The sequence below is a fragment of the Mycobacterium sp. AT1 genome, from assembly GCF_002043095.1.
Classification (GTDB): domain Bacteria; phylum Actinomycetota; class Actinomycetes; order Mycobacteriales; family Mycobacteriaceae; genus Mycobacterium.
Genome location: NZ_MVOC01000002.1, coordinates 141,081 through 167,641 on the forward strand (window position 1 = coordinate 141,081; position 26,561 = coordinate 167,641).

General features: G+C 64.4%; 25 protein-coding genes. 13 read left to right on the top strand and 12 right to left on the bottom strand.

Annotated elements, in window-relative coordinates; translation table 11 throughout:
- Positions 1–10: 10 nt before the first annotated feature.
- Positions 11–838 (bottom strand): S9 family peptidase, encoded by an 828-nt coding sequence (locus tag B1790_RS00860; RefSeq protein ID WP_233164868.1) that lies wholly within the window; start codon positions 836–838, stop codon positions 11–13.
- Positions 839–1,104: 266 nt separating this feature from the next.
- Positions 1,105–2,685, bottom strand: a complete 1,581-nt coding sequence (locus tag B1790_RS00865; RefSeq protein WP_079921235.1) for a bifunctional 3-(3-hydroxy-phenyl)propionate/3-hydroxycinnamic acid hydroxylase — start codon at positions 2,683–2,685, stop codon at positions 1,105–1,107.
- Between the two features lie 201 nt (positions 2,686–2,886).
- On the opposite strand from B1790_RS00865, the gene B1790_RS00870 reads away from it, so the two are divergent.
- From B1790_RS00870 to B1790_RS00905, 8 genes are all read left to right on the top strand, one after another.
- Positions 2,887–3,792 (top strand): dioxygenase, encoded by a 906-nt coding sequence (locus B1790_RS00870; protein WP_079921317.1) that lies wholly within the window; start codon positions 2,887–2,889, stop codon positions 3,790–3,792.
- A 35-nt stretch (positions 3,793–3,827) separates the two neighbouring features.
- Complete coding sequence (locus B1790_RS00875) at positions 3,828–4,886, top strand: maleylacetate reductase (RefSeq protein ID WP_369832263.1); 1,059 nt, start codon at positions 3,828–3,830, stop codon at positions 4,884–4,886.
- 264 nt (positions 4,887–5,150) lie between these two features.
- The gene (locus tag B1790_RS00880; protein WP_142270940.1) at positions 5,151–6,440 is read left to right on the top strand and encodes an aminomethyltransferase family protein; all 1,290 of its coding nucleotides are present in this window, start codon (positions 5,151–5,153) and stop codon (positions 6,438–6,440) included.
- Between the two features lie 80 nt (positions 6,441–6,520).
- On the top strand, positions 6,521–8,095 hold the full coding sequence (locus B1790_RS00885; protein WP_158083723.1) for a histidine kinase: 1,575 nt from the start codon (positions 6,521–6,523) through the stop codon (positions 8,093–8,095).
- Positions 8,092–8,760, top strand: coding sequence for a response regulator transcription factor (locus B1790_RS00890; protein WP_079921238.1), 669 nt, complete (start codon positions 8,092–8,094; stop codon positions 8,758–8,760). Before B1790_RS00885 ends, B1790_RS00890 begins: the two co-directional genes overlap by 4 nt.
- 221 nt (positions 8,761–8,981) lie before the next feature.
- The gene (purU, locus tag B1790_RS00895) at positions 8,982–9,839 is read left to right on the top strand and encodes a formyltetrahydrofolate deformylase (protein WP_079921319.1); all 858 of its coding nucleotides are present in this window, start codon (positions 8,982–8,984) and stop codon (positions 9,837–9,839) included.
- Positions 9,840–9,852: 13 nt separating this feature from the next.
- Positions 9,853–10,761 carry a bifunctional methylenetetrahydrofolate dehydrogenase/methenyltetrahydrofolate cyclohydrolase gene (locus tag B1790_RS00900; protein WP_079921239.1) on the top strand — a complete coding sequence of 303 codons (909 nt, stop codon included), beginning with the start codon at positions 9,853–9,855 and terminating at the stop codon, positions 10,759–10,761.
- A gap of 186 nt (positions 10,762–10,947) precedes the next feature.
- Entirely contained in the window at positions 10,948–11,133 is a 186-nt protein-coding gene (locus B1790_RS00905) for a hypothetical protein (protein WP_079921240.1), read from the top strand.
- 127 nt (positions 11,134–11,260) lie between these two features.
- On the opposite strand, the gene B1790_RS00910 is transcribed toward B1790_RS00905, so the two are convergent.
- Together B1790_RS00910 and B1790_RS00915 are read right to left on the bottom strand one after the other, a co-directional pair.
- Positions 11,261–11,473: a hypothetical protein gene (locus tag B1790_RS00910; protein WP_079921241.1), complete on the bottom strand. Its 213-nt coding sequence runs from the start codon at positions 11,471–11,473 to the stop codon at positions 11,261–11,263.
- 484 nt (positions 11,474–11,957) lie between these two features.
- The gene (locus B1790_RS00915; protein WP_142270941.1) at positions 11,958–12,467 is read right to left on the bottom strand and encodes a nitroreductase/quinone reductase family protein; all 510 of its coding nucleotides are present in this window, start codon (positions 12,465–12,467) and stop codon (positions 11,958–11,960) included.
- Between the two features lie 281 nt (positions 12,468–12,748).
- Here B1790_RS00915 and B1790_RS00920 point away from each other — a divergent pair, with 281 nt between their 5' ends.
- The 4 genes from B1790_RS00920 (at position 12,749) to B1790_RS00935 (ending at position 17,267) form a co-directional block, all read left to right on the top strand.
- Complete coding sequence (locus B1790_RS00920) at positions 12,749–13,582, top strand: phosphosulfolactate synthase (RefSeq protein ID WP_079921243.1); 834 nt, start codon at positions 12,749–12,751, stop codon at positions 13,580–13,582.
- A gap of 60 nt (positions 13,583–13,642) precedes the next feature.
- Positions 13,643–14,974 (top strand): alpha/beta hydrolase domain-containing protein, encoded by a 1,332-nt coding sequence (locus tag B1790_RS00925; RefSeq protein WP_079921244.1) that lies wholly within the window; start codon positions 13,643–13,645, stop codon positions 14,972–14,974.
- Positions 14,971–15,801: an IclR family transcriptional regulator gene (locus B1790_RS00930; protein ID WP_079921245.1), complete on the top strand. Its 831-nt coding sequence runs from the start codon at positions 14,971–14,973 to the stop codon at positions 15,799–15,801. The genes B1790_RS00925 and B1790_RS00930 overlap by 4 nt, the downstream gene beginning before the upstream one ends.
- A gap of 101 nt (positions 15,802–15,902) precedes the next feature.
- Positions 15,903–17,267, top strand: coding sequence for an alpha/beta hydrolase domain-containing protein (locus tag B1790_RS00935; RefSeq protein ID WP_079921246.1), 1,365 nt, complete (start codon positions 15,903–15,905; stop codon positions 17,265–17,267).
- A 179-nt stretch (positions 17,268–17,446) separates the two neighbouring features.
- On the opposite strand, the gene B1790_RS00940 is transcribed toward B1790_RS00935, so the two are convergent.
- Genes B1790_RS00940 through B1790_RS00975 form a run of 8 tightly spaced genes read right to left on the bottom strand, consistent with a single transcriptional unit; the run spans position 17,447 to position 25,685 of the window.
- The gene (locus B1790_RS00940; RefSeq protein ID WP_079921247.1) at positions 17,447–18,193 is read right to left on the bottom strand and encodes an SDR family NAD(P)-dependent oxidoreductase; all 747 of its coding nucleotides are present in this window, start codon (positions 18,191–18,193) and stop codon (positions 17,447–17,449) included.
- A 43-nt stretch (positions 18,194–18,236) separates the two neighbouring features.
- Positions 18,237–19,025, bottom strand: a complete 789-nt coding sequence (locus B1790_RS00945) for an HpcH/HpaI aldolase/citrate lyase family protein (protein WP_079921248.1) — start codon at positions 19,023–19,025, stop codon at positions 18,237–18,239.
- Positions 19,022–19,822 (bottom strand): SDR family NAD(P)-dependent oxidoreductase, encoded by an 801-nt coding sequence (locus B1790_RS00950; protein WP_079921249.1) that lies wholly within the window; start codon positions 19,820–19,822, stop codon positions 19,022–19,024. The genes B1790_RS00945 and B1790_RS00950 overlap by 4 nt, the downstream gene beginning before the upstream one ends.
- Positions 19,819–20,910 carry a zinc-binding dehydrogenase gene (locus tag B1790_RS00955; protein WP_079921250.1) on the bottom strand — a complete coding sequence of 364 codons (1,092 nt, stop codon included), beginning with the start codon at positions 20,908–20,910 and terminating at the stop codon, positions 19,819–19,821. The genes B1790_RS00950 and B1790_RS00955 overlap by 4 nt, the downstream gene beginning before the upstream one ends.
- Before the next feature lie 54 nt (positions 20,911–20,964).
- On the bottom strand, positions 20,965–22,140 hold the full coding sequence (locus B1790_RS00960) for a Xaa-Pro peptidase family protein (RefSeq protein WP_079921251.1): 1,176 nt from the start codon (positions 22,138–22,140) through the stop codon (positions 20,965–20,967).
- Positions 22,141–22,177: 37 nt separating this feature from the next.
- Entirely contained in the window at positions 22,178–23,197 is a 1,020-nt protein-coding gene (locus tag B1790_RS00965; protein ID WP_079921320.1) for an ABC transporter permease, read from the bottom strand.
- Positions 23,198–23,218: 21 nt separating this feature from the next.
- Positions 23,219–24,700 (bottom strand): sugar ABC transporter ATP-binding protein, encoded by a 1,482-nt coding sequence (locus tag B1790_RS00970; RefSeq protein ID WP_079921252.1) that lies wholly within the window; start codon positions 24,698–24,700, stop codon positions 23,219–23,221.
- Positions 24,693–25,685 (bottom strand): sugar ABC transporter substrate-binding protein, encoded by a 993-nt coding sequence (locus B1790_RS00975; RefSeq protein WP_079921253.1) that lies wholly within the window; start codon positions 25,683–25,685, stop codon positions 24,693–24,695. Before B1790_RS00975 ends, B1790_RS00970 begins: the two co-directional genes overlap by 8 nt.
- A gap of 142 nt (positions 25,686–25,827) precedes the next feature.
- On the opposite strand from B1790_RS00975, the gene B1790_RS00980 reads away from it, so the two are divergent.
- A complete protein-coding gene (locus tag B1790_RS00980; protein WP_142270942.1) occupies positions 25,828–26,520 on the top strand; it encodes a GntR family transcriptional regulator in 693 nt (230 codons plus the stop codon).
- Positions 26,521–26,561: the final 41 nt, after the last annotated feature.

Here is a 26,561-nt window from a genome sequence, read left to right on the forward strand (position 1 = left end):
CTTGGTTGATTCAGTGATCGGTGGCCGAACTGGCGAGGTTGTCGCAGAACCAGTCCGCCACGAGGGCATCGCGCTCGGCGGCGTGGTTGTAGAGGGTGTGTTCACCATCAGGCCAGACGCGGAGCTGCCCGCGTGCGCCAGCTGCCTCGGCAAACGGCTCCTGGATGGCCGCATCCGGAATGAGGGCATCGGCGCCTCCGTGCAACACCAGCACCGGACAGGCGATCGGGTGATCCGCGGGAGTGAATCGCAAGGTATCGAGCACCTCGGTAAGCCGGTTGTCGTCGTCGGTACCGATGGCGGCGGTAAACTGGGCACGAGCGGTCTTGAACTTCGGCAACGACGGCACGGCTGGCGCACCGTTGATCACGCAGGCCCTGACCCGTGAATCGCGAGCCGCGAGATGTGCGGCGAACAGCCCGCCAAAGCTGTTGCCTTGCACACCGATCGCATCGCCGAGGCGCGGATCGTCGTTGACGGCATCGAGGAACCGACCGAACCCGTCGGTGACGTCGCCGTCGATGTAGAGGCGATCCCGCAGCCGTGGTTCACCTTGGCCTGGCCCTTCCGCCAGCAGACAGGCCACACCACGAGCTGTCAACGCGTCAGCGGCGTTGAGATAAGCCGCACCCCAGCCGCTGAGCCCGCCCCAGATGATCACCGTTGCCGATGCGCGCTGGGCCGCGGGCAGCTGTAGCCAACCGACGAGGCAACCGTCGCGATAGGGAACCTCGACCCGCTCCAACACCGGTTCGCTCAGCTCGGCCACCCGGGCGACCAGACCTACATAGCGGTCATAGAGTTCGCGCTTGTCATCGGTGTCGTCGTTTTCGGCCATCTGCGCAAAGAGCGCAGCTCCGGTCGCCCACCGGGCGGATTGGACGGCGGTCCGCCCATGTCCCCGTTCGAGCGCATCCTCGGCGCTGGTCGCCTGACGATCAGCGAGAGCGCTGGCGACATGGGTCCACGACTGGCCCGCGGCCGTTTCAGCGAGCAGTGCGCGAGCGTCTGCGGAGTTCATTCCGCAGTCGACGAGCCGCGTGTAGGGCATCGCACGATGCAATGCTGCGACGGCAGGGTCCAGAGGTGTCGACGCAGGCGCGGTCACACGCTGGCCTCGGTCGCGGCCACTGACCAAGCCAGAGCCGATCGCAGCTCGTCGACGAGGGTCTCGATCTGCGAGCCGCCTGATGCACTGCCGAACAGCACGAAATCGGGCCGCGCCAAATATCCGACCGCACCGAGCTTCTCGAGGTATGCGGTGTGGACACCGTCATCATCGATGACATCGTGACCAAGCCGCACGATGCGGCACCCGAGCTCGTCGAGGAAGTCGCGCTGTTCTGGGCGCAGGTCGGCGCCCGCGTCGATGGTGGTCACCAGCACGAAGCCGCGCCCGACGATGTCGTCGAACCGTCCGGTGCGTTCACCAACGGTGACGCAGCCCTGCGGCACCAGGGTCCCTGCAGCTGATGCCGCGGTGCCGTCTGCCTGTCGCGCAATCACACCGCGACTGATGGGAGGCATCTCCGGCGGCGGCGGAGCGTGTCCGCTCTTGAGCATCGCATCCCGTTCGGCTGCCGCGACGGGGTCGTGGGTGTTGGCGATGGTGCCAAGTCCAATCGCCATGTGGGTGACCGTCGTGACATGCGGTTTGCGCTCGTCCTGATAGCTGTCGAGCAGGGATTGATCCGCCAATCCGCGCAACACGAGGTCGAGTTTCCAGGCGAGGTTGGACGCGTCTCGGACCCCCGAACAAGCGCCCTGGCCGAGGTAGGGCGGCATGGTGTGGGCAGCGTCGCCGGCTAGGAACACGCGATCATGCCGCCACTGGCGGGCTACTCGAGCCTCGAACGTGTAGACGATCTGTCGAATGATCCGGACATCGTCCGGCCCGAGATCGTGGAATCGTTTCAGCAACTCCCACGCCATTTCGACGCGCCCGAAATCCTCTTTGCTCTCGCCGTCGAGCAACGCGAACTCGAAGCGCTGGCGGTGCTCGCCGATATTCATGTACATGTGTCCGCGGGCAGGATCGCAATACTGTTTGCTGGTGCGGTATTCGGCCGGGGCGGGCCGCAGCCACTCGGTGTCGAAGTTGAGCCAGCGTTCATTGAATCCGTAGTCGTCACGCTCGGCGCCCAGCGCGGTGCGAAGGTCGCTCTTGCTGCCGTCGGCGGCTATGACGTAGCGGGCCCTCAGCCGCTCTTGACGGGCTGTCAGAGCGGTCTCCGACGCCACCAGAGTCAACTCGACATCCGCGGCGTTCTGACGCAGATCGGTGACCAAGAACCCCTGCCGGAGCGTCACGTTCGGCATCTCGCGGATGCGGCGATCGATCGCCGCCTCGACATCGGGCTGGTACATCGAGATGTGCGTCGGGAATCCCATGGGGCCGTTCGCTATCCCCGGGATTCGGAGTAGTTCCTCGTCGTGGCCGTTGACCCACCGGTATTCGGTCTTACTCGAATCCCGAAGCGCCTCATCAACATCGCCAGCCGATTGCACCGCCCGTGCAGTCTCATCGTCGATGTGAGTCAGCCTCGGCAGCCCGTACAGCGACGGCCACCGTTCACACACTGCCACTCGGTGCCCCGCCTGGCCGAGCAGGGAGGCCGCGACCAGACCCGTTGGTCCGTATCCGACCACAGCGACATCGAAGACCTCTTCCACGCAAGCATCCATTCGTTGGTGTGACCCCGGTTACCCAATATGTAAACTTAGGTTCGCATTTTGATGGGGCCGTGTCAAGGCAACTCGACGGTTTCTTGGTCAAGACGCCCCGTCGCTTGACAGCCACGGTCACTAAACGGGAGTCTGTATTCACATTTGCGCTGCCGCACATCCCCGCGGGGAGACGCGCCGCTCCTCTGGATGGAGGCACTGATGACAACGAGACCAGGACCTACGGCCGCTGCACCGACGACGCCGAAGGCCGATCCCACCGACGACTCTGTATCGGTCGCAGCCCTCGACAGTTTCCTTCACACGCCAAATCCACGGCTCCGGGAAGTCATGGCAGCCCTCACCCGGCACGCGCACGAATTCGTTCGTGAGGTCGAACCGTCGCTCGCGGAGTGGCAGAAGGCCATCGAGTTCTTGACGCAGGTCGGCCAAACCTGCACCGAAACGCGGCAGGAATTCATCCTGCTCTCGGACGTGCTCGGCATCTCGATGCTCGTCGAAACGCTGAACGCCCAGCCCGGTGGGACCGACAACACAGTGCTTGGCCCCTTCCACATGACCCAATCACCACAGCGTGTACTGGGTGAGACCATCGATCTTCTTGGCGGCGCACAACCGTGTGTGGTGTCCGGTCGTGTGACGACCGATGACGGGACATCACTGCCTGGCGCAACCCTCGATGTGTGGCAATGCAGCAAGGATGGCTTCTACGACGTCCAACAGCCCGGGATCCAGCCTTCGGGGAATGGCCGAGGCATCTTCACCGCCGACGCTGAAGGCCGCTATTGGTTCCGCACCGTCGTGCCAAGTCACTACCCCGTTCCCACGGACGGTCCGGTGGGGCATCTGTTGCAGGAGACCGCACGACATCCCTACCGCCCAGCGCATATTCACTTCATCGTGAGCGCCCCCGGGTTTTCCGAACTCACCACCCACGCGTTCGTCGCCGGCAGTCCCTACATCGATTCCGACGCCGTCTTCGCAGTGAAACAGAGCTTGGTCGTCGACTTCACCGAATCGCACGATCCAACCGTAGCGGCCGCCCACGGCGTCGAGGTGCCCTTCATCCACGCGCAATTCGACATCGAACTGCAGAAGAGTCCATGACCGCTGCAGATGCCTTTACCTATCAGGCGCTTCCGATGCGCGTGTTGTTCGGCTGCGGGCGCATGGCCGAATTGGCCTCCGAGGCAGACGGTCTCGGCCTGCATCGACTACTCGTCCTGTCGACCCCAGGCCAAGTCGAGCTCGCCCACCGGGTCGCCGACGTTCTCGGCTCACGAACTGTCGGCATGTACTCCCAGGCTCGAATGCACGTCCCGGTCGACACGGTCATCGCCGCGACAGACTGTGCCAAGAGCCTAGGAGCCGACGGGTGCGTCGCCGTCGGGGGCGGTTCGACCATCGGATTGGCCAAGGCGCTCGCCCGCAAGGCTGATTTGCCGGCGATCGCCATTCCCACGACGTATTCCGGCTCAGAAATGACGACCATCTGGGGTATCACCGAGGACGGCCGCAAACAGACCGGCCGCAATTCCGCGGTGCTGCCGCGCAGCGTGATCTACGACCCGGAACTCACCGTCGGCCTACCGGTATCCGTATCCGGTGCCAGCGGCATCAACGCGATAGCTCACGCAGTGGAAGCGCTCTATGCACCCGACAGCTCTCCACTGACCAACGTGTTCGCCGAACAGGGTGTCCGTTGCCTGGCCTCTGCGTTACCCGCCATTGCTGCAGACCCGACCGATCGAGCCGCACGATCCCAAGCGTTGCAGGGCGCCTGGCTGTGTGGCGCGTGCCTCGGTGCGACGACGATGTCATTGCACCACAAGATCTGCCACGTTCTCGGTGGAACATTCGATCTGCCGCACGCACCGACTCATGCCGTGATGCTCTCTCACGTGGCAGCTTTCAATCTTCCTGCCGCACCTGCCGCACACGAAGCGCTTTGCCGAGCGTTGCAGTGCGATGATCCCGTAGGCGCACTCACCGAGCTGGCCGACGCCACCGGTGTAGCACGTTCGCTCGATGCACTCGGGGCCGCAGGAATGGACTTTGGACCGATCATCGAACAAGTTCTCGCAACACCGTATGCGAACCCACGCCCGGTCACGCGTGACGATCTCGAAGCACTACTCACCGGGGCCCGCAACGGGACCCAGTCGCCCACGCGCCCCACGATGTCCAACGCCAAACGCTGACATCGTCATGTCTCACCTCAACCGAGACCGGCCACCCTTGTCGCATCTGAAATACTCTGCGGCGCAGAGCCGAAGGCGCTGGGCCCCAGCGCGGCACATCCAACACAGCGGGACAAATGTCCTAGGCGGGCTCCGCAGATCGACTCACTAGTCGGGTCAAAAGGCGATTTCGGATCGGCCGCCATCGATTTAGCGTTGAGGCAACCGCTTTGACCGTCCGAGTACTGCACCGCCGCCGTCGCACCGATGGAGATGGAGACACCAATGGCATTCAACGTAGCCGCCATGAGAACACCGCCGCCCGTCTACGCATGGAGCCGCTTCGGCGCACCCGAGTACACGGACTGGTTCGACGAGAGCATGTCGTGGAAGGAGACGTGTTCGCTCGGAGACTGGTCATTCCTGTGGCAACACCGCTTCAGCGGGCCAGACGCCCTTAGGTTGCTCGGTGACTACTCGGTCAACAGCTTCGCCAAGTTCGCCCTCGGACAGTCCAAACACGTCATCCACACCAATACCAACGGCAAGATCATCCACGAGGGTGTCGTCACGCGGTTCGGTGACGAGGATTTCATGGTTCACGGCCGTGGCGGCTTCTGGCTCAAGCACCAATTAGAGGCCGGCAGTTACGACGCCGTGTGCACCGACGAGGACTGGTTCATCTTCCAAGTCGCGGGGCCCTCTTCGTTGGGCGTGTTGGACAAGCTCACCCAGGCCGGTGCCGCCCTACGCGACACCAAGTTCATGCATGTGGCAACGGTGCAGATCGCCGGTCACGATGTTCATGCACTGCGACAAGGGATGTCAGGTGAGATCGGCTTCGAGCTACAGGGCCCTCGAGCTCATGCCGAAGAGGTTTACGGCGCCGTCCTGGAAGCGGGCCGCGAGTTCGGCATGCGGCGAATAGGCGCACGCGTCACGATGATCAACCACCTCGAGGCCTGCTTCCCGACCATTGCGACCGACTACATTCCCGCGATCTTCGACACCGATATGAGCGGATACCTCGAGACGTTCCTGGCCTCCATGCCGTCCTATGCCCAGCCCGCGTACATTGCCGGCAGTTACGACGGGAAGGACATCAGCGATTACTACCGCAGCCCCGTCGAGTTGGGCTGGTCTCGCAATGTCAACGTCGATCACGACTTCTTGGGCAGGGCGGCCTTGGAGGTTGAGAAGGCTGAACCGCTTCGCGCCATGCGGACTCTCGTCTGGAACCCCGACGACGTCACGGATGTGTTCGCGACCCTGTTTCACCACGACTCCGACTACCCGTTCATGGACATGCCCCGCGATCAACGGGGCTTCATGTGGGCAGACAAGGTGACCAACGCCAGCGGTGAACTCGTCGGTGTGACGACCTCGCGTGGGTACAGTTACTACTTCCGAAAGATGTTGTCGCTTGCCACAGTCGACGTCGCACACGCCGAAGTGGGTTCTGAACTGACGGTCCACTGGGGCTATCCGGACGGACCGCAGAAGGCCATCCGAGCGACGGTTGCGCCGGCCCCCTACAAGCAGGACAACCGCCGGATGGATCTGCACTCGGCCTGACGCCTGCACGGGCTTGGAACGGGGGTAGTTTGCTTGTAGGCGAGCGCCGGCCTACCGCGACGTTGCGAATGGAGGTACGCATGCCAACGCATTCGTCACACCACTCGTGTCATCTGTCTGCCGAGCCGGACACCGTCGTGGTCGTCTGGCCGCCTGAGGACATCGTGAAGGCCATCGGACTCGGTATCGCCATCGTCGATGTCGGCGGCTCGATCCTGTGGGTCAACGCGACGGGCGCTGCGATGCTGGGCACCGCAGAATGCGACCTCCCCAACACGGCGAGCCCGTTTTGCTTGACTGACACCGCAGACACCCCTGAAGAGAATGTGCTCGCCGGCGAACGCATCGCATACGTCATGACATCTGCGTCTCGACAGGTTGCGCTTGCCTACCAGATCGGCCAATCGCTGGCCGACAGTTTCGTCGTCACGTTTCGCGACGTCACCGAGCACCTCCTCCATCAACGGCGCATAGCTGCCCTTGCGCGAACAGCCTCCAACATGGCGTCGGACGGATCGGTGAGTCAGATCCTCGGTGCCATGGCAGGAGAGATTCAGCAGTCCGACGGCGTCGCAGGCACGCAGATCATCACCGTGTCGCCCACCAGCAACGAGCTACAGGTAATGGGCTCCGCGGGTTTCGCCGAGATCGACACCTTTTTCGACCTCCTGATGGCGTCACATCGGCGTGGAGCAACTCTGTTGACCTATCAGGCAATGGACCGCCGACAACAGATGGTGTTTCCCCATCGCAAGGCGGCAATGCTCGGCAATCCACAATGGGAGCCGATGCATTCGTATATCTCACAGCTCGATTGGGACGACTTCGTCAGCACACCGTTGCTCGTCCGCGGCAAGGCATTAGGTGTGGTCAATGTGTACATCGCCGCGAACCGCCGGGTCGGCCCGACCATGCTGAGTTTCTTCGCCGCGATGGCCGAGCAGGCAGCCCTGGCCGTGGACCGCGCCCTGCTGATCGAGCAGGACCGCATCCAGGTCAGGCGCGACGAACGCAAACGACTCGCGCGCGATCTTCATGACTCGGTCGTCCAGCAGGTTTTCGCCATCGGCATGCAGGCCAGCGCACTGAAGTCGGTGAAGGATCGTGTGGTTGGGGAGCCATCGCGCATCATTGGTGAAATCTCCTCGGAACTAGCAGATCTCAGCCAGGCCGTGCAACGAGACCTTCGGGGTGTGGTGTTGGCTCTCCAGCCGTCGACCTCGGCCGAACTCGGATTCGGGCCTGCGCTGAGCCTTCTCGCCGAAGGGGTGGCGCGACGTACGGGGGTCAAGATTCGTTTGTCGATTGGCGACGGCCTTCGCGAGAACGACCCCGAGTTCGTCGAGGACCTGTACCAAATCGTCAGTGAGTCGATCCAGAATGCGGTCAAACACGCCGCACCGGAACACGTCGACGTCGACGTGCGCCCATCGGCGAACGGCGAAGTGGACGTCATCGTCGATGATGACGGAAGCGGCCTGGGCACGGTCACCGATGCCCGCAGCGGTTACGGCCTCACGTCCATGCGAGACCGGGTGCATCGATGGTCGGGGTCACTGCAGGTCGCCCCCCTCGGTGACGGCGCGGGCACGCGGGTGTCTGCCCACCTGGTAGCTCCCCCGCCGCAAGCCGACCAGTCGCGGCATCGCTCATGACACCAGACGAGCAGCGCGGGCCGATTCGGGTCTTGACGGTTGACGACCACGCAGTCGTCAGACGCGGGATCATGAGCTTCCTTGCCTCGATCGAGGACATCGAGGCAATTGGCGAGGCGGGGGATGGCCAGGAGGCTCTGGAGAAGCTCAGTGCGTTCGCCGCTCATGGCCAGCTACCCGATGTGGTCCTGCTGGATCTGAAGATGCCGAAGATGGACGGCGTTGAGACGGCACAAGAGATTTCTCGACGATTTCCCTCGGTGAGGATCGTCGTGCTGACCAGCTTTGGCGAGATCGAACGTGTCCACGCGGCACTGGAGAACGGCGCCGCCGGTTACCTGCTCAAAGATGCCGACCCGTCCGAAGTGGAAGCTGCGATCCGCGCCTCGACACGCGACGAAGTTTTTCTCGATGCCGCTGTAGCGCGTCAACTCACTCACCAGATGGTAGCTCCTGCAATGGGTTTGGGCTCATTGAGCATCCGCGAAAGAGATGTTCTCGTGTTGGTCGGACGCGGCCTGTCCAATAAAGCAATAGCGATCGAGCTCACCATCAGCGAACGGACCGCACGTACCCACGTCAGCAACCTTCTGGCCAAGTTGCACTTGACTTCTCGGACGCAGGCCGCGCTGTTGGCGGTGCGCGAGGGGCTGGTCCAGCCGTGAGCGGCACCCGGATTCGTATATTCGGGAGTCTGCAGTCGCTACGTCGAATGTCGCATGGCGCACTGGCCGGATTCACCTCCGAAGAGCAGTCATTGGCGTCTGGGCGCGGGGTTGCCCCGCAGCTAGCTTTGTAGTGTGTGAACCAAAACCCGACCTGGTTCGGACATTGCCGCAGACGTCCTGCTTGCGGCAGCCCGCAATTCGCCTGAAAGCTTGAGATGATGCCCTCTTCGTACACGGTGAAATTCACGTGTCCCGACAAACCCGGAATCGTCAGCCGGGTCACGGCTGCGCTGGTCCGCATCGGGGCGAACATCCTCGACGCCCAACAGTTCAACGACACGCTCAATCATCAGTTCTTTTGCCGCATCGAGTTCGAGGTCCCGAGCGGCGTCAGCGGGACACAGGTCTCGGAGAACGTGGAGGAAAGCCTTACGCCGCTAGCCGCCCGCTGGTCGATGACGAGCCAATCCGATCGTACGCGGGTGCTGCTGATGGCATCCAAGAGCGACCACTGTCTGGTCGACTTGTTATACCGCTGGCGCAACGGTGACCTCCCCATGGAGGTCGTCGGTGTGGTTTCAAACCATCCAAGAGATGCGTACGCGCACATCGACTTCAGCGACATAGCGTTTCACTACCTGCCCGTGACCGCTCAGACGAAGGGTGAGCAGGAGGCCAAACTCATTGGCATCATTGAAGAACACGGTGTTCAGCTGGTCGTCCTAGCTCGATACATGCAGATCCTGTCCGACGATCTCACCAGATATCTCGATGGTCGCTGCATCAACATTCACCACTCCTTTCTTCCGGGATTCAAGGGCGCCAAGCCCTATCACCAAGCACACGCGCGCGGCGTCAAACTCATCGGAGCCACGGCGCATTACGTCACCGCCGATCTGGACGAAGGGCCAATCATCGTTCAGGATGTGGAGCCGGTGAACCATCGGGACACCCCTGACCGTCTCATTCGCAAGGGGCGAGACATCGAGCAGCGCGTCCTGGCCCGCGCGGTATCGCATCACCTCCACGGGCGCGTGCTCGTCAATGGCAGCACCACCGTGGTGTTTCCCGAATGACAGGTGACCGTTGATGTCGTCGAACGCACGCGACACCTGGCGATTGCCGCTGTCCCAGACCTATGTTCTCGACGGGAAGTACACTGCGAGGGCAATCAAGGACGAGTTGCGTATCCGCGTAAATGACCTGTGCAGTAGAGGTATTCGCCCCGGACTGGGCACGGTGTTGGTCGGACGGGATCCTGGAAGCGTTTCCTATGTCAACGGCAAGCACCGAGACTGCGCAGATGTCGGCATCAAGTCGATCGCGGTGGAGTTGCCTGCCGACGCCACCGAGGCCGACGTGCTACGCGCGGTGCACGAGTTGAACTCGAACCCCGAGTGCACCGGCTTCATCGTTCAACTCCCACTGCCCCAACCCATTCGCCGAGGTGTGATCCTCGAGGCTGTCGACCCCACGAAGGATGCAGACGGCCTTCATCCGATCAATCTGGGCAGGTTGGTGCTCGGCGAGCCAGGCATTCTGCCGTGTACCCCCCGCGGGATCGTCGAAATGCTTCGCCGGTACTGCATTCCGTTGACGGGCGCTGATGTCGTGGTCCTCGGGTGTGGGGTGACGGTCGGCCGACCGCTCGGACTCCTACTCACCCGAACTACCGAGAGCGCCACAGTCACCCTGTGCCACGAGGAAACCAAGGATGTCGAGGCTCACATTTCTCGCGCCGACATCGTCATCGCAGCAGCGGGTTCCGCGTCACTGGTCCGGGCGCAGGACCTGCGACCCGGTGCCGTCGTCCTCGACGTGGGCATCACGCGAACTGAAGCCGGTTTGGTCGGCGACGTCGCAGCGGACGTCGTCGGTACCGCTGGCTGGCTTGCGCCAATGCCAGGGGGAATCGGACCCATGACTCGCGCGATGCTCCTCACCAACATCGTCGAGGCTGCCGAACAGCCGAACCATGCCGGCGCCGTTGCGTCCTAGTGGCGACCCACTGATCTGTGCCTTCACATCAGTCTGCCGCTGGAGCGCGGCGATACCGCGTGCGAGATCTGCGAATGCATGGTCACACCTCTGGGTCGGCACCGGGAGGGTTGGCTGGACAGAAACCTGACGCGGCTGCGCTACGGGAAGGCCATTGAGGCGGCCATACGCGCACGTTGGAGCACTGTGGCGCCCAGCACTTTTCGCATCGGCAACGCCCCGCTGATCACCGAGAGCAGGACGTCGCCGGGCAGCCCGCTGCAATACCGGGCCGGGTCCGCCTACGTCGACGGGATCCTGGCCGACGGCGAGATGTTGCGATTGTGCCGCCGGAACCCGACCCGCCGACGAACTAACGACCGTGCCCAGTAGTTAACGGCGTTCGCGCCATGCGCCGCGGTCCGCTACTGCTGGCCGTCGGCCAGGTGGAACAGGATCGCCAAGCCGATGAGGACGTCACGTTGTTTGGTCTTCGCGGGGTAGTTCGACACAGGGCGGCTCAAAACGGCAAGTCGACGTAACCGTTGGTGGTGTCGATCTCGTCGTGATTCGACGTTTGCAGTCCCACCGGCTGCTCCGCCTGGGGGTTGGTGCCGAAGGGCAGCAGGGGACTCGTGTCGGCGCCAGCAATCGGTGCAAGGGCGATCGCAGCCCCTGCTACGGCTACGGCTAGACCTGGGACGATGCGGGTGATGGCGGCGATGATCTTCATGGGAAGGCTCCACTCTGTCGTTCAGTGTTGGTTGCTGACCTCCACCGTGACAGCCGAAGACGATGATCGATTGGTCCCTTTCTGAGGATTTGTTGAAGTGCCGCGCCGCCGATTTACGACCCACCTCACGGGGATCGGCGCGGTGCATCATGGGGTGAAGAATGACCCGACGGGCGCATCGAGGTCGTCGCCAGCTCTCGGGGCGAGGGCTCCGAAGTTCACGCGGGCGAGTCTGCGCCGTGGCCGCCGTGGCCCGGAGCTGACGCCTCAGCCAATGGGTCTCCCGATCGGGCAGGTCGAGCGTCGGCAGCAGATGCGGGCGGAGCCGGCACACGAGATGTGCACGCCCGTCGCCAATCTCGACGTCAACCTGGGGCGATGAAGGACAGGCGTTGCCAAGGGACTGGCCGAAGGGCACGACGTCGTCGTCGACGAGCGCAACCGCGATGGCGGCGGCACTGGCGGTGGTGACGCCCCGGCGAGCCTACGAGAGCGGCTTCGGGGTGAAGGTCATGACGGGAATCGACCTGGCCTTGGCGCCCGCGACCTCTTCATACTTGGCATATGGACCTGGTGCAGCTTTCGCTAGTCCAAAGATGCGGTCGCGTTCTTCGCCATAGATCTCTTCAGCCACGAACTGACCCCTGATCCCACGGCCAAACAGTTCGACGACCGGGTTCTCCTTGACATTGTAGTACCAGGCGGGATTGCGGGATGATCCAAAATTGCTGGCTATCAACACGACTCGGCCTTGCTCGGTAAAGTACACCAGCGCACTGGTGCGAGCGATGCCCGATTTGGCGCCAACGTGGGTCAAGAGCAGAGCAGGAAAGGGCCATACGCACGAACACCTTCCGCCGCTGAGCCGTATGAGCGTCGGGTCGATCCGAGCGCCGAGGCCTCGGACGAAGCGAGTGCCAAGCGGCGTGACAGCGAACCGGGCAACAGCGCGATGCGTGAGTGAATTGCTAAGGCCGGAATCGGGGATCGACATGTGCACCTCCATGAGTAGTTGACTCTGGAAACGTCGTCCAGTCCCGGTTCGTTTCAATCCTTGGCGACTTCGCAGGTACGTGACAGCCCGCAATCAGCTCGGTCACGCCCGGGCGGATCCTTGGCGAGCTGGGCCCCAAACTCGGCAAGCTCGCCCCGATTCCGCATGCGAGTGTTTCGTCTGGCGTAACGGTTTTTCAATACCATGGTTGAAAACTAACCTCCGGATCGAGAGCTTCCGTGTTCGCGGAGGCGTTAGTCCAGTCGAAGGTGGATCAAGCAGTGACGTACGAAGATTCCGAACTCGCGTTCAGCCAGGTCGTCCCAATCAGCATGCCGGCTCCCAAACCACGGGACATCGGCCTCACCGAGGTCCGCACCGCTGCCAGGTCCCTCGAGGATGTTCGCGGTTATGTCGAGACACTCGGTCCCTATCTGGACAGCGTGAAGTGGACGGCGGGAACTCAGCGACTACTCACGCGTGGACGGGTGCGGGAGATCAACCAGTATTTGCACAGTCATGCCATCGAAGTCTCCTCCGGCGGCCTCATCGAATCCGTCATGCCGTTCGGCGTCGAGGCCGTCCGCCGGTTCATCGACGAGTCCAGTGATCTCGGCTTCGACATCATCGAGATCTCCTCTGCGGGTGTGGCGATCTCCGTCGACGACAAATGCCGAATCGTCAAGGCCGTCCTCGACGCCGGGCTCAAGCCCAAACCCGAGGTCACGGCCTGGGCACCCGGCGATCGTGGCGCCGTCAGTGTCGACAAGGCGGTGCACGAGGCCGAATCAGTGCTGGCCGCAGGGGCATGGAAGGTGATGATCGAGGAGGACGGCATCTTCAGCACGGCCAACTCGGGCAATGCCTCCGACACCTGGAATCGCGATCTGGTGTGGCGGTTGGCCGCTCGCATCCCGCAACAGTCTCTGTTCTGGGAAGCCAGCTCAGTGGAGATCGCGTTGTGGTTGATCAACGCCTTCGGGCCGGACGTCAACTTGTTCAGCGGCGACGAACACCTCGGTTACATCGCATCGTTTCGGGCCGGTGCGTTCGTCACCCACACCGCCGCGATGCGCCCTGACGCGTCACGAGGCCGTGTCGAGAGCACGGCATAGGAAGTGGTTACGACACGTCGGCCAGGACAGAGGTCCACGCCGCCCGAGATCGAAGGGCCGATGACCGGAGGCCGCCATGGCTGGCCGTTCGGCGCGTGCGTCGACGATCTGCAGAAGTTCGGATATACCGAGGAGGAATACTTCCTGTCGGGCAACGCAGTCCGCTATCGCCCGACGTCTGCTCTGACTTTCGATGGACGATGGTCGGTTCGCGCAGACAGTGCTGCGCCGTTTCGGACCCGGGTGCTGGTGCGCCGCCCCCTTGACCCGAGTCGGTTCTCGGGTCTGGTCGTGGTCGAGTGGGCCAACGTGTCCGCAGGATATGAGATCAGCTTCGCGGTGCCGCCGAGCCTCTACTCCGGCCATGCCTACGTCGCGGTCTCGACGCAACCGCACGGCGTTCATGGATTCCCCTCCCGCCCAGAGGGTCTCACCGCCTGGGATCCGCCACGCTACGGCCGGTTGTTGGTATCCGACGATGCCGTCGGCTACGACATCTTCACCCAAGCCGCAAGGCTTCTTCGTGCCCCTGACGGCTCGCCGTTGCTGGGTGGGCTGCGGGCTCGGCAGCTCATCGGTGTCGGAGCGTCTCAATCCGGCACGCGGATTCTCGCTTACCTCAACGCAGTCCAGCCAATTGAACAGGTTTTCGACGCGTTCATGCCGCTGATTTGTGCGGGCAGAAGCGCCGACTTCGAGCCCGAGGCGGCCCACCCGGACACCGGCGCCGGCGCTCGTGGACACAGCCGGGCCGTACCGGTTCGCGTTCGCGATGACGTCAGCACTCGCACGCTGGTGCTCAACACCGAAACCGAGGCAGCCGAGTACGCGCCCCTACGCCAGCCCGACTCCGACGTGATCTGTTCCTGGGAAGTCGCCGGCGCTTCCCACGGCCCGGCACCGCAGTTGGAGGCAGTGAACGCCATCGTCACTCGCGATGGGCTCACTCCGCCGCGCTGGTCCGCCGGCAGGCCAAGCGAGGTCCCGTGGTTGCCCACCTTCGACGCCGCCGTCGGCCACGTTCACCGGTGGATCACCGACGGACTCGCCCCACCGACTCAACCCCCGCTGGCGGTCCGCACAGATGTAACCCTCCTTCGCGACGAGTACGGCAACGCACGCGGCGGCATTCGCCTGCCCGAGCTCGAAGTTCCTACCGCGACCTACCGGGGATCGGACACCGGCGCCGAACTGGCAGGTAGCACCACGCCATTCACGGCGGACACTTTGACCCAGCTCTACCCCACCCACCGCCACTACGTGGAAAAGGTGCGGGCTGCCGCAGCCGCGGCAATGGACGCAGGGGTGATCCTGCCCCGGCGGGCCGAGGAGTACGTGCGGCAGGCCGAGCGCGCCCCGATACCGCCCGGTGCCGATACGTTGTCCCGGTGACCGATACGGCCGGCGCACCGAGGCGCCCAACCAGTGACTATCACGTAACCGCGCTGGCCCGAGGGTTGGCAGTGCTCGACACTTTCGGTCCAGATCGTCGTGAGTTGAGTCTGCGGGAGCTGGCTGACGCCGCAGGCGTGACCCCCGCCAGTGCCTTTCGCATCGGCTTTACCCTGGTGGAGGCAGGTTATCTGATCCGCAACACGGCGACGAAGGGCTACCGGCTCGGCCCGCGCACGTTGTCCCTCGGTTTACAGACGTTGTCGGCGATGACCCTGCCTGAACTCGCCGAGCCGTATCTGACCGAACTGCGTGACACGACCGACGAGACGATCAAGATGGCCGTCCCGGCCCAAGGCGATGTGGTGATCGTCGCCCGGTTGGCGTCACTGTCGCACCCGACGACGGGGTCCTACATCGGAGCGCGGACGCCTGCGCCCATCTCGTCGCTGGGACGGGCGGTGTTGGCATGGGAGGAGCGGTCGACGATCGACGCCGTGCTCAAGGCAACGAAGGCGCACCGTCTGACGCCCCGGGCTTTGCCGAAAAGTGCTCTGCGGCTGGAGTTGAAGGCCACCAGGGCGCGCGGATACGCGCTGAACGATCAAGGCACGACCATGGAGCATCGTTCGGCCGGTGCGCCGATACTGAGTTCTGAGGGACATCCGATCGGGTCGATCAACATCTCGGTGTCCGTCCAGCGCGTCACTCTGGCGGAGTTGGAACGACGCCTGGTCCCCCATCTGGTTGGGACTGCGGCGGCGATCAGTGCGCTGGTGCCTCCGGGCATCGAGGGTGCGGGACGCCTCCATCCACACCCTAATTAGGATGTGCCCCATTTCGCGATGCGAAACGGTTTTGCATCTGTCCCGACGGATACCTAAATGGTTGGTATGAACAACAACTCGCTTCGCGCCAGGAACTCCACATGGTGACCAATGCCACCGTCTCGCCAATGCCGGGACGATGCCCCACCCCTCAGCTCGATTTCGACCTCGACCTCGTGGGATATTCGGAGGCCGAATTCGCGCTGACTGGCGAGGCGGAATCCTTTGCTCTCGAAGGGGAGCGAACATTTGACGGGCAGTGGAACGCCCGGGTAGCCGATTCGGCCTCGTTCGTGACACGTGTCATCGTGCGGCGGCCGAGCGACCTGCAGCGCTGGAGCGGCCGCGCCGTCGTCGAATGGCTCAATGTGTCCGGCGGCCGGGATCTCCATCCCGACTGGACGTTCATGCACCGTCAGATCATCCGCAACGGTGATGTCTGGGTGGGCGTCTCGGCCCAGAAGGTCGGCATCGACGGCGGCGGCATCGTCGACGGCCCGAATCTGAAGAAGGCAGACCCGCAGCGTTATGCTGCTCTGCTGCACCCAGGAGACGCCTGGTCATTTGACATCTTCAGCCACGCGGGACGGGTGTTGCGTAGCGGCGAGGTCCCCGGTATCCCGGCGCCGACGCTGCTGATCGCAACTGGCCACTCGCAGTCGTCGGCGTTCTTGAGCTCGTACATCAACGCGGTCGACCCGATAGCGGCCGTGTTCGACGGATACCTCGTACACGGATGGGCAGGGGCCGGCCCCCGACTCGACGGCTACTTCGTCGGAGGCAAAGGCACCGACCACGACGTCGCCCGACGTAACCTCGTCGCGAATCCGGCGCTTATCCGCAGCGACGCAAGGGTTCCGGTTCTGCTCCTGCAGTCCGAGACCGATGTCGACCTGACACCGCCGGAGCGCACCAGCGAACCAGACCGCGATCGACTCCGGGTCTGGGAAGTCCCCGGGACCGCACACGGCGACAGCTATCTGTTCGGCGGCGACCGCGACAGTGGGCTGCTGACGCCACCGCAGTTGGCCGACCTGTTCACCAGCACACTCGAACTCGGGACACGGCCGATCAACACCTCGCCCGCGCACCGCTACGTGGCCGCCGCGGCGCTGGAGCACCTGACCAAATGGGCGGCGGGCGAACCGCCGGCACCACGTGCGCCGCGGATCACCCGGCCGTTCGTTGATGACGAACACGGCATGGCGCGAGGCGGGATCCGTACCCCATGGGTCGACGTGCCGACTGCGGCACTGACGGGCCGGGGCAACGGTCCGTTTGGCGGCGCAACTCCTTTCGACGACGACACGCTGCGCCGGCTGTACCCAGGCGGCTCGCGTGACTATCTGGACGCCTTCACGAAGGCACTCGACAGGACCATCGACGCCGGCTTCCTACTCGCTGACGACCGCCGGGAAATCCTCGGCGTGGCCGCCGCAGCGTTGCCAGGTTCGATGATCGACTGAACCGTCGGATACGCACACCGGATCCCCCGGGTTCCCAGATCGGGTGGACTCGTCAGTCCTACCGCAATACAACGAGTTTCGGCCCGAGGATCGGTTGCGGTAGGGCGCCTCGCCGGTCGCCGGGGTTGGTGTCAGTGCTGGCATCTGGGTAGGCCTCATTGTCGAGCCAGTGTGGCGATCTAGCCGAGGGTCGTTCCTCCATCGACGATCAGGGTCTGTCCAGTCATGCCCGAGGAGCCCGATCCCGCAAGGAACGCGATCGCGTCGGCGACTTCTCGAAGCTCCACGAGTCGTCCGGTCGGCGCCTGGCTCTCCCAGTCCTCGACGATCCCGGGCCGACGAGCCGTGATGGTTCTCAGCAAGGGCGTGTCGACGCGGCCCGGCGCAACCGCGTTGACCCGGATGCCTAGGGGTGCCCATTCCGCACCGAGGATCCTGGTCATGTGGGTGACGCCCGCCTTGGAGACGTCGTAGGCAACGTGCTTCTCGGGATGTCCGGCCACGAACGCCGCGATCGAGGAGACGTTGACGATGCTGCCTCCCCCACCACGGGCCATGATCCGGCCGAAGTCGCGGCAGCAACGGAAGGTGCCGGTCAGATTCGTCTCGATCGTTGCCGACCACGCCTGGGTGGACAGGTCGAAGGTCTCCGAGTCCTCGACGATGCCTGCCGCGTTGACGAGGACGTCGACGCGGCCGTGCCGGTCCAGCAGCGTCTGCACGGCGGCTGCGACGCTGTCCTCCGAGGTGACGTCGAGGACCAGCGTCGAATCGATGCGCTCGTCGGATTCGCTCGCTGGCGGCTTCCGCATCGCGCGAATCACGTTTGCTCCCAACTTATTCAGGGCGTCGGCTGCTGCGCGTCCGATTCCGCTTCCGGCGCCCGTGACCACGGCGACGCGGCCCTGAAGGGGTTGTTCGACCATGCGCGTTCCTGTCTACGTGAGGGTCTCGGCTCCAAGACTCGCGTCAACGAACCGGGGCGGGGCGGGCGATGCCGCCGATGGCGGTGTTGAGGTGTCCCGCAAGCAGAGTCGAATCCGAGCCGAGAGCGACGAACGTGAAGCCGCGGTCGATCATGTGTTGGGCCGCCGCTGCCGAGGGAACCAGGATGCCGGCAGCCTTGCCGTGCTCCCGGCAGGCCGCGACAACGGCGTCCAGCGCCGACTGATAGTCGGGATGGTCGAAGTCACGCGGAACACCGAGGGCATAGGACATGTCCATCGGGCCCACGAACAGCGCGTCGACCCCGTCGATGGCCGCGATCTCGTCGACGTCGGTGAGCGCACCGATCGTCTCGATCTGCACGATTCCCGCCACCGACTCGTCGGCCTCGCCGAGCGCGGCAACCCGCAAGCCAAAGCCGCTCTGTCGGTTGTACGTCGCCACTCCCCTCGACCCCGCGGGTGGGTAGCGCATGTACGTCACGAATTGCTCAGCCCCGCTGGCAGATTCGATCCTCGGCACCATGATTCCGGCAACGCCGAGGTCCAACGCACGACCGATCCGGATGCGCTCGGCGCTCTCCGTTCGTGCCAGCGTGGGCACGCCGTAACCCGCGGCGGCCCCGACGGCGGCGGCGAGTTCGGCCTCGCCTCCGACTCCGTGCTCGTTGTCGACCAGCACCCAGTCCACGCCTGCTGCGGCGCACGCTTCGACCGCAACGGCAGACCCGAGGTTGCAGAACGTGCCGACCACGGTGTCACCACCGAGCAGTTGCGACCTGAACGACCGAAGCCGCATCGGTGAGGTCGTCACACGCCCACCCGCGTGCTGCCGGCGCCGGCATGGAAGTCGAAGTCCACCGTCGTCATGCCGCCGGTCACCTTGATGGTCTCACCGGAGATGCTGCGGGCCCCCGGCCCGAGTAGGAAGGCGCAGACTGCGGCGATGTCCTCACTTGTCTGTGGCTGCCCCGTCGGGATCGGCCGGACGTGTGCGGCGAAGATGTCGTCGGCCGGCACCCCGCTCTCCGCGGATTCCTTGTCCAGGATCGCATCCCACATGGGGGTTCGGACGATGCCAGGACTCACCGCGTTGACGGTGACGTTCAGTGGCCCCAGGTCGAATGCCAGACCGGTGGTGAAGCCGATGACCCCGGCCTTGGAGGCGGCGTACGGCGCCTGCAGGGCCGCCGGCACCACACCGGAAATCGAGGACACGTTGACGATCGCACCGCCGCCGTTGTCGGCCAGCACCTCGGCCACCGCGGACGTCGCCCGCACCGTGCCCTCCAGGTTGACCCGCAAGATGCGGGTCCACTCCGCGTCCGTGGTCAGCAGGAAGTGCTTGACCTGCGAGACGCCCGCGCAGTTCACCAATCCCCATGCCGCATCCACCGACCGGGCCGCGTCACGCAACCGGGCGTGCGAGTCCGGATCGGTGAGATCGCATGCCAGCGTGACGCTCTCGGGAATGTCCGCGCCCACCCGGTGCAACCCGTCGCGGTCGAAGTCGACGAGTACGACGCCGAAGCCACTCTGCGCCAGCGCCCGGGCAACGCCCTCACCGATCCCCGATGCAGCGCCGGTCACCACGACCCACTTCGGCGTCATGGCTTGAACACGATCTTGAGGCCCTCACCGCGCTGGGCGAGCTGCAGACCGGTCAGCACCTCGTCCAGCGGAAGCACGTGACTGACCACGTGTTCCAGGGGCAGTGCCCGAGACTGAATCAGATCCAGTGCCGCCTTCATCGTGTAGCGCATGAGGAAGGCGCCGTGGATGTGCAGTTCCTTGACCGTCACCTCCATCGGAGGGAACGACGCGCGGTTGGCGGAGTTGATGCCGAGCACCGCGATGCGCGCCTGGTCGGCCGCCATTTCGATCGCGGAATCGAGCTGCGATCCAACGGCTTCCACGATGCAGGACGCACCCCGTCCGCCGGTGGCGGCCTTGACGGCGTCCACGACCGGTCCGTCCTTCGGGTCGATGACCGCGTCCGCGCCGAGCTTCAGCGCGATGGCAGCTCGGGCCGCCGACGGTTCGATGACGATGACCTGTTGCGCTCCGCGGTGTTTCAGGGCGGCTGCCGACAACAACCCCATCGGGCCGCCGCCGATCACGACGGCGCGGTCATTGGAGCGAACGCCGATCTTGTCGAGCGCGTTGAGCACGCACCCGAGCGGCTCACCGAGCACGATCAGCTCATACGGCACCGACGGGTCGACGGGGTAGGCGAAGTACGCCGGGACCCGCACGTAGTTGGCCATGCCGCCGTCCCAGAAGAATCCGGGTGTGTTGGGCCACGGGTAGTCCAGGTAGGGATTGTCGAACAAGGTCTCGCAGAAGTTCCCGTCACCTTCGCGGCACGGCATGCATCGGCCACACGGCGGGTTTTGGTCGACGGCGACGTGCTGACCGATCGAGAGTCCCGAGACGGCAGAGCCCATCTCGACGATCTCCCCACAGAACTCGTGGCCGAAGATGACGCCGGGCTTTCCCGGATGGGTGGGCGGGGTGTGCAGTGCGTGCAGATCGGAACCGCAGATTCCCACGGCCCCCACCTTGATCACGATGTCGTCGGGCGACTCGGGGTGCGGGATGGGTCGTCGTTCCAGCGCGACCTCTCCTTCACCCTTGAAGATCGCAGCGAGCATGGTGTCGGTTGCGCTGTCCTGGCTGAGGGTCGATGCCTGGGTCATGATGGCTTCCTTGTCGTCGGTTCGGATTTGGTCGCTGTGGATGGTGCGGACCGGTCAGTGGCTTATGGCCGCCGACTCGGCAGTGCTGCGGGTCCAGCCGCGGGCGTGGTCGCCGAATGCCTCATAGCCTGTCTCGGTCACCGCGACGGTGTCTTCGAGTTTGATGAATCCGCGGGTCGGATGCAGCATCGTCGTCTCGATGGACAGCACCATGCCCACCTCGAGCGGCAGCGGCGCGTCGGTCGCCGGGTACGGGACGGGACCGGTGTGTGTCAGCCGCGGCGCCTCGTGGCTGATCAATCCCATTCCGTGCCCGACGAAGGTGGTGACGCCGTCGTGCGGACTCCGGCGCTTGACTGCCAGCGCCGCGTCGAAGATCTCCTGCCCCACCACTCCGCCCCGGATGGGCTGGCGGGCGGCCTGCTGGATCGCCTCGACCTCGGCCAGCAGATCGACCAATTCGGCGTCGGGTTCCCCGAGCACTCCCATGCGGGCGAGGTCGCCGATGTAGCCCCCCAGGTTGCCGCCGGAGTCCAGGCACAGCACGTCGCCGTGGTTCCAGGGCTGCTCCGACGGTGCACGGTTGTGGCTCGGGCCCATGCTTACCAGGCAGTATTCGAAGATCAGGCCGCGGTTGGTCTGCTCGCGCCGGAACTCCTCGACGATCTCGCGCTTGGTGTGTCCTTCACCGCATCGCGCCAGCACTGCCGCCATGGAGTCGATGATCAGTTCCGAGGCCTTGCGCATGGTGACCAGTTCGTCGGGCCGCTTGCTGGCGCGCAACCGCTCCAACGTGAACTGGGCGTCGCTCAGCTCGAACTGTTCGACGTCGAGCAGCGGCAGGTACGCCTCCACCGGCAGGAACGACGCTTCGATGCCCACCCGGACCCGACGGTTGCCGACGGCGGTCTTGATGTGCGCGACGGCCGCGGCGATCGCATCCTGCACACCCCAGGTCGAGGTCGAGACGTCGGAGATCCAGATCGGCGCGACGTCGAGTTGCCAGCTCTCCATCACGTTGGCGATGTAGGCGGTGGACGCCACGTCGCCGCGGACGTACACCACGACGGGCAGGTAGCGGCTGACCCCGATCGCGTCCATGTAGTCGAAGAAGAAGAAGCGATGGCCATCAGTCAGGTATTGAACGTTGTGCTTGGAGGTGGCGATGATGACGTCGAGGTCCGCCTGTCCCATCAGATCGTCGAGCTTGGCGGTGTCGAAGAGTGGCATGTGAGAGTTCCCTTTGGCTGAATGGAGTCGAAACGGGCTATCGCTTGGCTTTGGCGAGGCGTCGGGAGTTGTAGGAATCCAGCAGCACGGCCAGGAAGATCAACAGACCCTGCATGAACTGCACCCAGAAGGGGCTGACGTCGAGCAGGGTCAACCCGTTGTTGATCACGCCGATCAACAGCACGCCGACGAAGGTGCCGGCCAGGCTGCCCTTGCCGCCGAACAGGCTTGTTCCACCGATGACCACCGCGGCGATCACCTGCAATTCCAATCCGGTTGCGGCGGTGGGCGTTGCGGATCCAAGACGACCCACCAGGGTGATGGCGGCGATACCTGCACACAATCCCGCGATGGCATACACCGTGAACAGGACCCGTCGATCGCGGATACCTGCCAGCCGAGCCGCTTCCCGGTTGCCGCCGACGGCATACACCTGGTGACCAAAGGTGGTGCGGCTCAGCACGAAGTATCCGACGGCGAAGACGACGACGGTCATGATCACCGGGACGGGAATGCCTGCGACGGTGCCACCACCGAGCCAGGTGAACGACGTCGGCAGTCCGTACACGCTTTGGCCTCCGCTGATCTGCAGGGTCAGACCACGGCCCATCCCCAGCACGGCGAGGGTCACGATGAAGGGAGCAAGCCTCAGCGCGGTGACCGATGCGCCGTTGAACGCACCGACCGCGGTCGCGACCACGATTGCGACCAGCACTCCGATGAACCCGTTGAGGCCACTGGACACCAGAGTTGCGGCGACCATTCCCGACAGCGCGACGTTGGACCCGACCGACAGGTCGATGCCGCCGGTGATGATGATGAAAGTCGCTCCGACGGCGGCGATGCCGACGATGGAGGACTGAGTCACGATGTTGGTGAGATTGGAGGTGGTGAGGAAGTTCGGCGTGAGGATGAACATCACCACGCACGCCAGGATGAGCGCCGCGATGATGGGGAATAGCGGGCTCTTGGCCAGTCGGCGCACGGTGTCGGCGGCCGAGGTGGCCGGTTCGGGCTTGCGCCGAACCTCCTGCGTGGGGAGGGCGGGTGAGGTCATGGTCATCATCGGTGCTTTCGGTCAGCCCGCCGCAGCGAGTTCGAGGATGGTTTCGCGGTCGAAGTCGTCTCTGGCGACTTCACCGACGAGGCGCCCTGCGCGTAGGACGTAGACCCGGTCGGACATGGCCAGCACCTCGTCGGTATCGGAGCTGGTGAGAATCACGGTCGCGCCGGACTTGGCGAGTTCGATGACGTGCTCGTAGATGCCGGACTTGGCGCCGACGTCGACGCCGCGGGTGGGATCGTCGAGCAACATGACCACCGGCTCCGCGGCGGCGGCACGGGCCAGGACTACCTTCTGCTGATTGCCACCCGAGAGCATCTCCACCGCGGTTCCAGGTGAATCCGCCTTGACGCCAAAGGTTTTCATCAGATTCATAGCGAAGCGGCGTTGGGCAGCGGGGCGGCGGATTCCATACCGCGACACTCGCGGATAGAGACCGTAGATCATGTTGTCCTGGATGCTCTTGTCCAGGATCACCCCCTCGGACTTGCGGTCCTCCGAGGCGTAGACGATGCCCAGTCGTCGCGACGCTGCGATGCTGCCCAGCTTCAGTGGCGCGGCGTCGCACGCCACCGTTCCCGCGGCGCTCGGGTTGATGCCGGCGATGGCCTTCATCAGCTCGGTTCTGCCTGCGCCGGCCAGACCGACCAGGCCGACGATCTCGCCGGCACGCGCGGTCAGGGTGGCCGACCGGACGCCGGCGGCACAGAGTTCGGAGACGGCGAGCCGAACGTCGCCGATGGGACGTGCCTCATACGGATAGGCCCGTTCGAGGGCCTTGGCGAGCATGGTCTGAACCAGTGACTGTTGGGTCCACTCCCCCAACGGTTTGTCACCGACGAGCTTGCCGTCGCGCAGGACGCAGATGCGGTCGGCGATGGTGAACAGTTCGTCGAGATGGTGACTGACGTAGAGGATCGTCAAGCCGCCGTCCTTGAGACGGCGAATGAGCCCCATGAGGTTCTCCACGTCGCGCTCGGGAAGGGCCGAAGTCGGCTCGTCGAAGACCAGGACGCGGGCATCGCGAGCCAGACAGCGGGCGATTTCGACCAACTGACGCTGCGCCAACGTCAGGGCGCGCACCGGTTGGGACAGGTCGACGTCTCCGAGCCCAACGCGGTCGAGCGCAGTGCGTGCGGCGCGTCGATTCGCGCGGCGCCGGACGACGCTGACGGTGCTGGCCGGCCGACCCAGCAGGACGTTGTCGACGACCGACATGTCGGGGATGTCGGTGAGCTCCTGATAGATGACGCTGATTCCTGCGTCGATCACCCCTTTGGGATCGGTGGGCATCGCGCGTCCGTCGAGCAGAACCTGACCTGCGTCGGCGGATTGCGCACCGGCCAGGATCTTGATCAGCGTGGACTTGCCCGCGCCGTTCTCCCCAGCCAGCGCGGTCACCGTGCCGGGGCGAAGCTCGAGGGTGACGTCGGTCAGCGCGTGTACACCCAGATAGGACTTGCTCACCGATTGCAGGACGAGCGCGGCCTCAGACATCGTTGGACCAGATGCCGTACTGCTCGACTTCCGGTGAGTCGATGTTGTCGCGGGTGATCAGCTGCGCCGGCCACACCACGTTCTTGGGGACCTGCTTACCGGCCTCGAGTTCGGCGACCAGGTCGATCGCCTTCTGGGCCATCTTGATGGGGTTCTGACTGATCGACGCGTCCTGAACACCGTTGCGCACGTTCTCGATTCCGGGCTTGGAACCGTCGATGCCGACGACGAAGATGTGGCCCGGTGCGCCTACGGGGACGAAGCGTCCCGCGGCGGCGATGGCCGCCGATGCGCCGACCGCCTCGGCGTCGTTGCCGCCGAAGACGGCGTCGATCTTCGGATTGGCCTGCAGGATGTCGTTCATCGCGGTGTTGGACTTCTCGGTGTCATAACCGCCGTCCTGAGTGGCGACGATCTTGATGTCGGGGTACTTGCCGATCTCCGAGGTGAACCCGGCGTCGCGGTCCCGCGCCGATGGTGTGCCGGTGAGGCCGGTCAGGTTGACGATGTTGCCGCGCGGCGAACCGTTGACCTTGGTCAAGTGCTGCACGATCTGGTCCGCAGCCAGGCGGCCCGCGGCGACATTGTCGAGGTTGACCGTCGAGGTGATGTCGACGTCCACCGAGTCGGCGATCGCGATGACGGGAACGTTCTTGGCCTTCGCGGCTTCCAGTGCCGGGGCCAGCGCCTTGCCGTCCGACGGGCTGAGCAGTAGGTACTTCGCACCCCGGTTGAGCAGGTTCTGGATGTCGCTGACCTGCTGGTTGGGCTCGCCGTTCGCGTTGGTGGTCACCAGCGAGTAGCCGTGCTCGGAACTGCCGGCGTCCAAGCCCTTCTGCATGCCTGCGAAGAAGGGGTTGGCCACTGTGTAGGTGCTGTAGCCCACCATCGTGCCCGACGTCGATTCCCGGTTGCAGGCCGTGCCGGCCGCCACGAGCGCCAATGCCACCGCGCCTGCCGTGAGCCCGCGCCTCAATTGATTCATCGGAGTCTCCTCGTTGGTTTTTGGGGAATCCCGGTCCAGTGCCGAGCTTCGGTCGCCTGGCGACTGTCGCCTGTCGACAGGTTAGGAGGAAGTCCGCTAGTGTGTCAACAGTCACAACGAACGAGAGGATGTGATCGCGGGCATGAGCAGTCCAAGCCCACTGGAGGGGTTGATCCTCGAAGGAGCGCCACAACGGGCACCATCGCTGGCCGAACAGGCCTACGACACGTTGCGGAAGCTAATCATCAGCGGCGACCTCAATGCGGGAATGACGCTCAGCGAGAACGAGTTTGCCAAGAAGTTCTCGATCAGCCGCTCCCCCCTTCGCGAGGCGATCAGACGCCTCCAGGAGGAAGGCCTGCTCGATGCGTCCGGACCACGTGGCTTCCGGGTGCCGCCGTTGACGGCCGACCTGGTGCGCCAGGTCTACGGCGTGCGACTCGCCCTGGAGTGCGCCGCTGCCCACAACGCGGTCGTGGCACCCGCCGACATCGCGGCGATGCGCGCCAAGATGGCCAGCATCCGCAGCGACTTGGACCGCGGCGTCACGAAGTCCTTCACCGACTCCGATTTCGAGTTCCACGACCTGTTCATCGTCAACTGCGGCAACGACATGCTCATCAAGCAGATCCGTCGGCTTCGCAACAACGTCGCGCGCATCATCACCTTCGCGGACCGCTTCACCGAGCACATCGAGCTGTCCTACGACGAACACGTCAAGATCTTGGACGCCCTCGCCGACAGGGATCACGACGAAGCCCGAGCCGCAGTCCACACCCACGTCAGCAACGTGACGACTCGGCTGATGAGCCATATCGAATCGCGGACGGGCTAATTCGTCCCGTACGTCCCCGAAATCCAAAGGAGAGCACGCTC